The 12,515-nt window shown below is 57.7% G+C and carries 7 protein-coding genes; 6 read left to right on the top strand and 1 reads right to left on the bottom strand.

What is annotated here, in order from left to right:
* Positions 1-258: 258 nt before the first annotated feature.
* Both HMPREF2527_RS00380 and HMPREF2527_RS00385 read left to right on the top strand, forming a co-directional pair.
* Positions 259-1,071, top strand: a complete 813-nt coding sequence (locus HMPREF2527_RS00380) for an NUDIX hydrolase (RefSeq protein ID WP_070505485.1) — start codon at positions 259-261, stop codon at positions 1,069-1,071.
* Positions 1,072-1,663: 592 nt separating this feature from the next.
* Positions 1,664-3,475, top strand: a complete 1,812-nt coding sequence (locus tag HMPREF2527_RS00385; protein ID WP_049360716.1) for an ATP-binding cassette domain-containing protein — start codon at positions 1,664-1,666, stop codon at positions 3,473-3,475.
* A gap of 321 nt (positions 3,476-3,796) precedes the next feature.
* Here HMPREF2527_RS00385 and HMPREF2527_RS00390 read toward each other — a convergent pair whose 3' ends face one another.
* On the bottom strand, positions 3,797-4,420 hold the full coding sequence (locus HMPREF2527_RS00390; RefSeq protein ID WP_044150883.1) for a superoxide dismutase: 624 nt from the start codon (positions 4,418-4,420) through the stop codon (positions 3,797-3,799).
* Between the two features lie 1,489 nt (positions 4,421-5,909).
* On the opposite strand from HMPREF2527_RS00390, the gene HMPREF2527_RS00395 reads away from it, so the two are divergent.
* From HMPREF2527_RS00395 to lysX, 4 genes are all read left to right on the top strand, one after another.
* Entirely contained in the window at positions 5,910-6,461 is a 552-nt protein-coding gene (locus HMPREF2527_RS00395; RefSeq protein ID WP_080975570.1) for a MarR family winged helix-turn-helix transcriptional regulator, read from the top strand.
* Positions 6,462-6,976: 515 nt separating this feature from the next.
* On the top strand, positions 6,977-7,501 hold the full coding sequence (locus HMPREF2527_RS00400; protein ID WP_049363751.1) for a ferritin: 525 nt from the start codon (positions 6,977-6,979) through the stop codon (positions 7,499-7,501).
* 232 nt (positions 7,502-7,733) lie between these two features.
* Positions 7,734-9,086, top strand: a complete 1,353-nt coding sequence (nhaA, locus tag HMPREF2527_RS00405) for a Na+/H+ antiporter NhaA (protein WP_070505487.1) — start codon at positions 7,734-7,736, stop codon at positions 9,084-9,086.
* 51 nt (positions 9,087-9,137) lie between these two features.
* On the top strand, positions 9,138-12,488 hold the full coding sequence (lysX, locus tag HMPREF2527_RS00410; RefSeq protein ID WP_083294440.1) for a bifunctional lysylphosphatidylglycerol synthetase/lysine--tRNA ligase LysX: 3,351 nt from the start codon (positions 9,138-9,140) through the stop codon (positions 12,486-12,488).
* Positions 12,489-12,515 lie beyond the last annotated feature (27 nt).

Below are 12,515 nucleotides of genomic sequence, written 5' to 3' on the forward strand. Positions count from 1 at the left end.
GCACCCCTGATATGCACCTAAAACTGCATAGTTAGATGTTGCATAAGTAGACGCTGGAGCGCCTCTCCTGTCTGTCCTATTGGACAGACAGGAGAGGCGCTTTGGTGTGTCCGGTACCTGAACTTTTCCCCTTGACACGACGCGGATGGTACCGGTTTTCGGGTCAGCGGGTGCCTTGCGTGCATTTTTACCCTATTAACCCCTTAAAATGGGTAGAGTATGCACACCTATCGATACCCATTCGCACAGGAGGCCTGAATGAGCATCGCATCTCAGCCTCTTCCCGGCGCAGTCGCCGTCGAAGAGCACAACGACGTGGACCACACCTCTGTATCCCTCGCCGTCTCGACCGTGATTCTAGCTTTGCGTCCCAAGGAAAACGAGACCCACCCGACCCTGTGGCTGCCGCTGGTTCGCCGCCTCCGCGAGCCTTATAAGGGCCAGTGGGCGCTTCCTGGCGGTCCGCTCAACCCGAATCTTTCCCTCGAAGAGGCAGCCGCTTCGACCCTGAAGCGCGCAACCAACCTGCAGCCCGGCTACCTGGAGCAGCTCTACGCATTCGGCGACGTTCTGCGCACCCCCGAGGCGCGCGCCGCCCGCGTTGTGGGCGAGCCCGAACCGGCACCCGGTACTGATCATGAGCGCGTGGTTTCCGTGGTGTACTGGGCGTCGATTCCCGCCACCGAGGTTGCGAACACTCGCGTGCACGAGAACATCCGCTGGTTCCCGGTGGATGAACTGCCCGAGCTGGCATTCGACCACAACGAAATCATTGAGTACGCGCTCTACCGTCTGCAGAACAAGGTCGAGTACTCGCGTATTGCGCACTCTTTCTTGGGTGAGGAGTTCACCCTGGCGCAGCTGCGTGAGGTGTACGAGGCGATTCTGGGTCGCACCCTGGATCCGGCAAACTTCCGCCGCCAGATTGCGGCGTCGAAGTCGATTATTGACACCGGCCGCCGCGTGGAGGGCACCCGCCACCGCCCGCCGCGCCTGTACCGTTACAACGACGCTCAAGCGTACGCGGATGCGGGCCCGCTGGGCATGTACCGTGAGCGCCACGAGGCGTAATAGCGTTTCGCGCGTTGTACGCGCGCAGATTTAATGCCTAAAAGGAGGGGCGGCACCGAGTGGTGTCGCCCCTCCTTTTGTGTCTTCTGGGATTACATCACCGGTTGCATCGCCCCTTGTCGGCGGGTTTTGCGTGGGGGTGCTTGACTCAGCACCCGTGCGCTTCCTATGCTGGAGACCTCAGCTCTTTATCCGTGTTGCCCCACCGTGGGGCAACCTAAGAGGCTGAACGCAATGTTTGACCGAAGCCACCCAAGGCACGACCGGGGTGCCCTTCGGAATCTAGGAGGCATCAAAGAAATGACCCACCGAGCATAAGCCCGGACCTCACAGAATTTTTTTCGCGCGCTCACGCAGCAGCTTTATAGGCACAGCCGTATAGTCGCTTTATCCTGCGTATTTCTGTCAGCGCGCACGCACCCGGGCACAGGTACATCCACCGTTACGCTCGGGTTTTTTCGCGCTCTTTTTGGGGCGATCCTCTTACCGCCACGCGCTCAGCATAGGCACCCCCAAACCGCCGGCACACTACTGCAACGCACCACCGTCGGAGTTTGAGAGCACCCGAGCATCCATACCTCAAGGAGCTCGTATGACACACGCACTTCAGCCGCAGGCAATCTTTCCCCGTTCCGCTTCTTCCCGCGATGCCCGTTCACATGCCGCTTCCCATGCGGCGGCGCACGTTAGCATCGCCCACCTACACTTTGCGCACCCGAGCCAGCCTCCTCTTTTTGCGGACCTTTCGGCGGTGTTTTCGGCACCTCTGACCGGGCTCATTGGTGACAATGGTTGCGGAAAAACCACCCTGATGAGGTTGATTTTGGGTGATTTGACCCCGGATTCCGGCTCTTTGGCGGCACCGGAACACATGGCGTATCTACCTCAGGATATGGGTCTGGATCGGGAGCAGACCCTAGCCGAGCTCTGCGGAATCTCCGAGATTCTGCGGGCACTGCAAGCAGTGGAATCCGGCGAATACTCCCCCGAACTCTACGAAACCATCGGGGATAACTGGGACGTTGAGGAGCGAACCCTGGCGGCTCTTGCGACCTACGGCTTCACCCCGGCGGCGCTGATTGATCGCGACAACCCGCAGGCGGTTCGCGCACTCTTTGCTCGCAGTATGCGCAGCTTCTCCGGTGGTGAGGCGGTCATTGCCGCACTTGCCTCGCTGATGATTTCTGACCCCGAGTTCATTCTGCTCGATGAGCCGACGAACAACCTTGACTCCGCGGCGAAAGCCCAGCTCTTCACGGCACTGGAGGCGCTGCCCTGCCCGGCGCTCATTATCAGCCACGACCGCGATCTACTGGAGCGCGTAAACGTGATTGCCGAGCTTCACGCCGACCGCCAGGGGGTGGCGCATCTGCGCCTTTTCGAGGGTAACTACAGCACCTACCGGCAGGCGCTGGACACCGAGCAGCAGGCGGCTCAGCGTCGCGTCACCGAGGCGAAGAACCGGGTGCGTTCTGCGCACCGTGAGTGGGTGCATGCGCAGGAGATTATCTCGAAGAACATGGCGCAGGTGTGGAAAGATGACCAGCCGGATACGATTCTTGCCCTCGCCAAGGACGCCTCACGGCAGGCGGCGGTGAAGCTTCGCGGTCTGCGCATCGGCAAGCAGGAGCAGGCTCAGGAGGCGTATCAGAAGGCTCAGGAGCAGGTGCGGGCACAGGAGAAAATCTATGCAGAGCTGAGCCAGCAGCCCCTGCCCGCGGGACGTAAGGTGCTGGAGCTGAGCAGGGTTGATAGCCACCCAGTTTCACGTGAAACATTTGCCGTTCAGCAACCCACCAAGGTTGATTCTCTGCATTTTTCGCCCGCAGAGGCTGATAGCGAGAGCCAACAGGGAACCCCAGCAGAGCACCCCGAGCACCTGATTCTCAGCGGCCCCGAGCACCTGCGCATCACCGGTGCAAACGGTAGTGGCAAAACCACCCTCCTTGAGGCAATTGCCCACGCCGGCGAGGCGGACTACCTCTCCCCCGTACAGCCCGCCTATCGCGTCGACTATTGCATCGAGGGGGCGTATATTCCGCAGCGCATTAGCTTGGATCCACAGCTGACTCTCCTGCAGAGCGTGCAGCGGGCAAACCCCGGGGTGAGCGAACAGCACCTTCGTGATCAGCTGGCGCGGTTACTTTTCCGTCGCGAGAGCGTGCACCATAAGACCGGTGAGCTCTCCGGCGGTGAGCGTTTCCGCGCAGCGGTGGCGCAGGTGCTTCTGGCTGATCCGGTACCGCAGCTACTCATGCTGGATGAGCCGACGAACAACCTCGATATTTCTTCGGTGGATTGGTTGGTGCAGGCACTCGAAGCCTACACCGGTGCGCTCATCGTGGTGAGCCATGATGAGGATTTCTGCCGCCGCATCCGCATTGACCGCACGCTGGCACTCTAGGGTTCCCTGCTGTGCATCTAAGGCAGGGAATAAACATCCAGTACAGCTAGGACGAAGTTACATAGCAATCATGTATGTACTCCGGTGTGAACTTTACATTTTGAGTGACAAAATCTGCTGAAGAGTTACATTTTGTCACTCAAAATCTCCATATTTGTAAATTTCACATCCCAGTTGTTACATCAGCACGCTCAAACTACGGGCGCATCCCGATTAAGCCGTTAAACGAATGGGTGCCCGGCACCTCCGAATATGGAGGCGCCGGGCACCCGTTTCAGTTATCTCACCGCGGCTACTTCACCGCGCTGACGAAAACTTAGATTAGAGGACCAGGCCCTTGGTCTGGGACACTGCGCGCTCGAAGCGAGCCTGAACGTCAGCCCAGTTCACAATGTTCCAGAATGCCTTGACGTAGTCGCCCTTAACGTTCTGGTAGTCCAGGTAGAATGCGTGTTCCCACATGTCCAGCTGCAGAACGGGGATCAGTGCAACGGAGATGTTGCCCTGCTGATCGTAAAGCTGCTCGATGATGAGGCGCTTGCCAACGGTGTCCCACGCGAGGATTGCCCAGCCGGAGCCCTGAATGGTCAGTGCAACGTTGGTGAAGTGCTCGCGGAACTTGTCGAAGGAGCCGAAGAACTCGTCGATTGCTGCTGCCAGCTCGCCGGTGGGCTTGTCGCCACCCTCGGGGGACAGGTTGTTCCAGAAAATCGAGTGGTTGGTGTGGCCACCCAGGTTGAACGCCAGGTCCTTGGAGAGCTTGGAGACGTTGCCGTACGCACCGTTCTCGCGTGCCTCTTCGAGCTGCTCAAGAGCTGCGTTAGCACCTGCAACGTATGCTGCGTGGTGCTTGTCGTGGTGCAGCTCCATGATCTTTGCGGAGATGTGGGGCTCGAGCGCCGCGTAGTCGTAGGGAAGCTCGGGGAGAGTGTACTTTTCAGCCATGATGATGCCTTTCATTAGAAAACTTGGCTCGTATTAAAGATTACCAGCGTAGCGTTTACTTTACCTTTCATGAATTGGGGAGCGTCACATGTGCGCACCAACCCGTGCAGGACTGTGGATTTTAGGCGGAAACTTTTCCCCACACCTGTGGATAACCCTGTATATCAACAGGCTTTTCAGGCTCGGCACCCTATTCTGCCTTGAAATAACAGGGTATGCACTCATGTGAATAACAGTGCTGTAAGTTCTCCACACTGTGGATAACCCCTGTGGATAACACCTCTTTTTGGGGATGTGCGGGGGATAAACTACAGAATTTTCGCCCTCACTCGGGGCATTTTTCCTTCTACTAGCCAAAATATTGGGCGCCGGCAGGGACGCCGAGCCCCCTTACACGCCGCTTAGCGCCGGAGGCGGTGGATTAAGTGCACAGGGTTATCCACAGGTGTGGAAACTCTGGCGTTCCGCGGATTTAAAGGTGAAAAGGTCTTCTGTTTAAGAACTTGCCCTCGGTTTTAACGGCTGTGAAAGCCTGTAATTACAAGAATTTTTCTGCAGAGCTCTTAAATTGGGCCCGTGGCGAGCCTCGATTCCGCTCCACCAAATCACACGAGCGTAAGTTCTCCACACTGTGGATAACCCCTGTGGATAACACTCCTGGCACGATACGGCACGACAATACCGCAGGTACGCAGTGTAGCCAGGCGGCGTAGCCACACTTGTATAGCTACATAACAGCACAGGTGTTTGCGCCTCCTCGTATGCTCCTCCCCCGGCTCGTACAGCGCTCTTGCTGATGCCGATATGAGGGTAAAGAAAAAGAGCACCCGACCATTGGATGCTCTTAGAGTGAGTTGATAGAAATTTGAGTTAAAAAGATACGGTACGGAATGCAGCCCAACCACGAACTGCACCCGCACCGCACATCCGTCGGTAGAAATACGAGTTACTCGTACACCGACGACAATCACCGATAAATAGAGAGTCGAACCTATCGAAGCGAGCTTCCGGTCTCGCCTCGGAGGCTTCCTTCGACCCCGTTATGTAATTAGTGTACACGGTTTCATTACGGTTGCAAAGCCAAAACCGAGATTTTTTTAAAATTTTTGTTACCGTTTCGTTATTTTTCGACCTCGGAACACTCTTTGCCGGCCCGAGAATTTTCTTCCACCACCCAAAAAACCCTGATATTCCGCGGAAGTTGGCATTATGCACGGAGGTGCTTCTTGGTATGGTCTCGTCTATACTTGTACCAGAAATCTTTTTAAATATGTCGCATATCACTTGCTTACCCTGGGTATTTGCAGTCACCGCGTGCAAAAAGATACCCCTAGCACCCCTCAAAAAATTAGCACCAAAGTGTCAACCATTACTTGACCGTACCAATTTTGAGTCACCTAGTCAGACCTTTCGCTACAATGGGTGCCAACACGCCACTTCTCTCTTTATTTAAGAGAGCTCCATATCCGATAAAAGAGGAACCAATCTCGTGTCCATACCAACCACGTCTGCGCAGCAGCCGGAGAATGCCTCGCACAGCGAATCCACCCAGTGGCTCTCCCCGCAAGAGCGAGAAGGCTGGCTCTTTATCAGCTCCATCATCTTCAGCCTCACCCGCAAGCTAGAGAATCAGCTACAAACCGAGGCTGGCATCAGCTTCGTTGAATACATGGTGCTCGCAATGCTCTCCGAGTCCAAGGATCATTCCCTGACCATGACCGAGCTGGCAATCACTACGAACACTCTTCCCGCACGCCTCTCACGAGTCGTAGCGCGTTTGGAGAAGGATGGATACGTCCGCCGTTCCCTCAGTGCTGAAGACCGCCGTGTGAGCATCTGCCACCTGCTCCCCGCAGGCGAGCAGAAGATCCAGGAAGTCGCACCCAGCCATGTTGGCGAAGTACGCCGCCAAATTTTCGATCACCTCACCCCCGAGCAGGTTGAGCAGCTTGCCGAGATCGGTAAGGCTGTTCTGGGTGATACTCCTTCAAACGTCATCTCGATTGATGCACTGCAGCGTGGGGAATACCCCGCACACTAACCTCCTCCACCCCACAGAGGGATGAGAGTTGAGAGAACCAGAGATAAGGCACATTCCCCACCGGGAACGTGCCTTATCTCTTTAAAGGTGCGCGCAGAACAACCTTTACGGAGGCGGTTGGGGGCGCATCGGGGTTCTGGCCACACCAGTTTCGCCGCATTTTCGAGAGATTTTTAAGATTTTTTTTGCGCCCTCTAGCCCCGTGCGCGGGCACCCAACATGGTGTCTCTATGTTTACCTTGAACCGTAGGGTTTGTGGTTTTTAAACCCGCTGTCTATCCCCGTTAAACCGCGAAATCTCAAGGAAACACACCCAATACCACTCAATCCAAAGAGAGTATTCAGGGCATCCACACTAAGGGTTATGGCGACAATATGTCAGGGGTACCTCATCTACCCCACCGATTAGCCTTTTCTCTCTGTACACGCCCCAGAGCACCCCGTACGATAAATATCAACAGGTTGCACCGCGCCATCCGGCGCCCAAGAGCAATCACCATATAAGGAGAAACCATATGTCTAAGTCTTTCTACGACCTTCTGAACGAGCAGATCGGCCACGAGTTCGCTGCATCTCACCAGTACCTGTCCATGGCTATCTGGCTCGACGGTGAGGATCTGCCCCAGCTGGCTAAGTTCTTCTACCGCCAGTCCCTCGAAGAGCGCGAGCACGCACTCATGATGGTTCAGTACAAGCTGGACCGTGGCCACAAGGTTGAGATTCCCTCCGTTCCCGCTGTCAAGAACGACTTCGAGAACGTTCAGGAAATCGTCGACATGTCCCTGGCACAGGAGAAGGTCGTCACCGGTCAGATCGAGGCACTGTTCTCCGCAGCACGCGCTGAGAACTACGCACTGGGCGAGCAGTTCATCCTCTGGTTCCTGAAGGAGCAGGTCGAGGAAGTCGCCACCATGGAAACCCTCGTGACCGTCGTAAAGCGCGCCAACGGCAACCTCTTCGACCTGGAGAACTACGTTGCACGCGAGCTGGCAGACGACCACGGCCAGGAGTCCGGCGCACCCGCAATCGCTGGTTCCTAATCTCTCGTTTGACGGCTAGGCACCTAGTCGACCACGCAGAATATTAAAACGTTCCGCCCTTCCCACGCACCGTGGGGAGGGCGGAACGTTTATGCATATAAACCACGAAAAATCATTGCAGCGCACCGTCCAGGAGCTAAAAGCCGCCAGCGGGTACTCGAATACTCATACAGCGCAGAGTAAACTTAAAAGCCTTAGACGCCGCAGAATACCGCGGCAGAAAGAGGAGAGAATGACTCACACCAACCCAGATACCCTCAGCCGCGGCTCCTATAGCAACTCACGCCGCGTAGCCGATATTCTGCGTGCAGAAACCGTCGGCGGTACCGTGCTTCTGATCGCAACGGTGCTGGCAGTAGTACTCGCCAACACCCCCGCATCCACCTTCTACTTTGGTCTGCGAGACACCGTTGTTGGCCCGGTCATCCCCGGCTTCAACCACCTGCAGATGAGCATCGGCACCTGGGCAGCAGACGGTCTGCTCGTAGTCTTCTTCTTCCTCACCGGTCTGGAGCTGAAGAAAGAATTCGTGATCGGTGACCTCAAGTCGCCGTCCACCGCTATTGTGCCGATTGCGGCTGCCTTCGGTGGCGTGGCAGTGCCCGCGATTATCTACACGGCGCTGAACTTCACCAGCCCCACCGCTCTGCACGGCTGGGCGATCCCCACCGCAACCGATATCGCGTTCGCGGTGTCTGTTCTCGCCGCCGTGGGTACTTTCCTCCCCTCGGCGATGCGCGTCTTCCTGCTGACCCTGGCTGTGGTCGACGACCTGATCGCAATCTGCATTATCGCAATCTTCTACACCAATAACTTCCATGGCGAGTACCTGCTCTTCGCGCTCATTCCCCTCGCTCTTTTCGCGTTCATTGCCTACCGCGGTGAGACTATGTTGCATCTGAAGCCGCTGGCTGCCTGGCTGCTGCTTCTGCCCCTGGGTATTATCACCTGGGCGCTCTTCCTTGAGTCCGGTATTCACGCGACCATTTCCGGTGTGGTTCTGGGCTTCCTGGTGCCGGTGAAGATGTCCGCTCGCTCTGAGGCGGCGCAGGCTGAGCACGGTCTTGCGGAGGTGCTGGAGCACCGCTTCCGTCCCCTCTCTACCGGCATCTGCGTGCCCATCTTCGCGTTCTTCAGCGCGGGTGTGGCTGTGGGCGGTTTTGAAGGCCTCGGACGCGCCCTCACCGACTCCGTGGCGGTCGGCATTATGGTTGCGCTAGTTGCCGGTAAGACCATCGGTATTTTCGGCACCACCTGGCTCGTGACCCGCTTCAAGAACGCTAACCTCGACCCGGATATCGCCTGGATTGACGTGGTCGGTCTGGCTGCAACCGGTGGTATCGGTTTCACCGTGTCCCTGCTGGTGGCTGAGCTCTCCTTCCCGCACGGTTCCCCGCACACCGAAGACGCAAAGATTGCGATTCTCGTCGGCTCTGTTCTGGCTGCCATTGTGGGTGCGGCTATCCTGTCTCGCCGCAACAAGCACTACCGCGCCCTAGCCGAGAAGGAAACCGTGGATGCTGACGACAATGGCATCCCCGATGTCTTCGAGGGCACCTACCGTGACCCGAAGGCTGAAGCCTAGCCAGATTCTTTAGGTCCAATACCTTCTCTACACCCCGATTCCTCGCTGATCATGATGTCTCACCGCACTACCTCACGTCGCCGTACAGCACGAGCAGGGCAGGCGCCCGCACCTCCTTCAAGGTATGCAGAGATATCAGCACGCGTGGTCATCGGGGTGTATTCTTTTGCCGCGCTTCTGACCACATTTGCGTGGATTATCTCTCCTCTGCGGCGCGGCCGCGGCTTCACCTGGTGGGAAGTTACCGCGGACCTGCTGAATATTCCCTCCACGCATACTCTGCCCAGCGCCATTACGATGATTGTGCTGGTTTCCGGCCTGATTGTGCGCAAGCGCGCTGCCCTCATTGCAGCCATCGTTTTTCAGGTGCTGGGCGCACTGATTGCGACCCATAGCGCTTTCACGCTGGCGTTCCCCGCGGGGATTATGCCGAAGGACCGTATTTTCTCCTCGACGGTCGATACTCTCTCCATCGTGTTTGCGTGTGTGCTGGTGCCGTTCCTTTTCTCGATTCGTTCGGCGTTCCCGGCACGCATTGGTCGCCTCTCGTGGGTGGGTGCGGCATTGACGGCTGTTGGCGGTATCCTGCTGACTACCCTGGTGCTCTGGTACCTCTGCCACATTGGTGTGTGGGAGCCGTTGCGTTTCATCACCCCGTGGGAGCTACTCATGCACGGCATGGGTATTGAGCGTACGCATCCTGGTGTTTGGGCTGCCGATGTGGTGGCTTTCTTAGCGTCGTTTGGTTACGGTGCTTCGCTGGTTGCGGCGCTGTACCTGTTGGCGCGCGGCTACCGTGCCCCGGACGCCTGGACCGGTGAGAAGGAGCTGAAGATTCGCGCTCTGCTGCAGCAGTATGGCGCCAATGATTCACTCTCCTATTTTGCGACGCGCCGCGATAAGCAGGTGATTTTCTCTCCGGATCAGAGGGCGGCGATTACGTACCGTTCGGTGGGTTCGGTGTGCTTGGCGTCGAGTGACCCGGTGGGTGACCCCGATTCGTGGGATGCCGCCATTGAGCAGTGGATGCTGCAGGCGCGTAGCTATGGTTGGGTTCCTGCGGCGCTGAGCGTGAGTGAGGCGGGTGCGCGCGCCTATAACCGTGCGGGCCTGTCGATTATTCAGATGGGTGAGGAGGCGGTCCTTGAGGCGGACCGTTTCACGCTCAATGACACGTCGATGCTACCGGTGCGTCAGGCGGTTCAGCGTGTGCGTCGCGGCGGGTACACGGCGCAGATGCGTCGCTTTGCGGAGCTGGACGAGCAGCAGCGTCAGCAGGTTGCGGAGAATATTTCGGCGTGGCGTCATGGGCGTGTGGAGCGTGGCTTCTCGATGGCTCTGAATCGTGTGAATGATCCGGCGGATTCTTCGTCTGTTCTGGTGTCAGCTCATGATGAGGCTGGTCAGATGGTGGCTCTGCTGTCGTTCGTCCCGTGGGGTCCTACGGGGCTGTCTTTGGATGTTATGCGTCGCTCCCCTGAGGCACCTAATGGTGTGGTGGAGTTTATGGTGGCGTCGCTGATGGAGCAGGCGGCGTCTTTGGGTGTGCGTCGGGTGTCGCTGAATTTTGCGATGTTTGGCCATATTTTTGAGGCTGCTGATCAGGTGGGTGCGTCGGCGTGGAACCGTTTTGCTTCCCGCTCTTTGGGTGTGCTGGATCGTTTTCTGCAGTTGCGCCGCCTGTATCGTTTCAATCTAAAGTTTGCCCCGCTGTGGGTTCCTCGTTTTTTGGCGACGGAGCCGACGTTGGCGATGGCGAATGTTGTGGTTGCGTCGGGTATGGCGGAGGGCTTTTTGCCGAATCTGTCGGCGCGCCGTTTGCAGGATCAGGAGCAGGTTCTTTCTACAGATGAGCTGGAGGCTCTTCGCCAGATGCAGCTCGCTTCTGTGGAAGAGCTTCCTGAGGTGTCGCGTAGCGATCAGACTCAGCACCGTCTGCGCCATCTGGAGGCGCTGCGTGCGGCGGGCATGGATCCGTATCCGCTGGGTGGTGAGATACGCAGTAATGGTGCGCCTATTCTGGGCGTGAAGGATGCCCTGCGTATATTCTCTTCTGAAAATATTCCAAATTCAGAATTCATGGTTTCGGGGCGTATTCGCGCGCTTCGCAACCACGGTGGAGTCCTCTTTGCGACCCTGATTGAGGGTGGCGAAACTCTTCAGGTCGTCATGGAACGCAGCCTGGTGGGCGAGCGCCCGTTGAGCCTCGCCTCCCGCAACCTGGATACCGGCGACATCATCATCGTGCAGGGCACTTACGGGGTGAGCCGTAACGGCACTCCATCGCTGATTGCCGCCTCCTGGTACATGGCGTCGAAGAGCCTGCACCCCATCCCCTTCGACTCCTTTACTGACCCGGAGGCGCGCCTGCGTCGCCGTTCCACAGACCTGTTGGTGCATCCGGACCAGATGCAGAATCTGCGCCTGCGTACCGCGGTGATTAAGGCACTGCGTGCCCGCCTGGATGCGGAGGGCTTCCTTGAGGTGGAGACCCCGATTCTGCATACGGTGCACGGTGGCGCGAGCGCGCACCCGTTCCGCACGTATATCAATGCGTACGGTGAGGATCTGACGCTGCGTATTGCGCCGGAGCTGTACCTGAAGCGCCTGGTGGTGGGCGGTAGCGGTCCGGTGTATGAGCTGGGTCGTGATTTCCGCAATGAGGGTGCTGATGCGACCCATAATCCGGAGTTTACGGTGCTTGAGGCGTATCGTCCGTATGCGGATTATGTGCAGATGCGTGAGTTGACGGAGCGTCTGATTAAGGATGCCGCTCAGGCGGTGTTTGGTTCGGTGTCTTTGCCGCTGGGTCGTAAGGCTTCGAGCGAGCGCGTGGTGCGTGATGTGTCGGGTCCGTGGCGTGTGGTGTCGGTGTGTGATGCTCTGTCGGAGGCGCTGGGTCGCCGAGTGGATGTGCAGACGGATTTTGAGGAGTTGCTGGCTTTGGCGCAGCAGCACGGTGTGCGTGTTCACGAGGGTATGGGTCCGGGTGCCATCGTTGAGGAACTGTATGGTGAGCTGGTTGAGGTGCATACGGTGGAGCCGACGTTCTATACGGATTTCCCGGCGGAGACGAGTCCGCTTGCGGCGCCGCATCGTAGTGTTCCGGGTTTGGCGGAGCGTTGGGATTTGGTGATTAACGGCATGGAGATGGGCTGTGCCTACTCGGAGCTGGCGGATCCGCTGGTGCAGCGTGAGCGCCTGACGGAGCAGTCGTTGAAGGCGGCTTCGGGTGACCTGGAGGCGATGGAGGTGGATGAGGATTTCCTTTACGCCTTGGAGACGGGTATGCCGCCGACGGGTGGTTTGGGTCTGGGTGTGGACCGTTTGGTGATGCTGTTGGCTCAGACGCAGATTCGTGGGGTGTTGTCGTTCCCGTTTGTGAAGCCTGAGCGTTCGTAGCCCGACTGATACCCACGCTTCTCCGCT

Source organism: Rothia sp. HMSC071B01 (assembly GCF_001808945.1).
Classification (GTDB): Bacteria; Actinomycetota; Actinomycetes; order Actinomycetales; family Micrococcaceae; genus Rothia.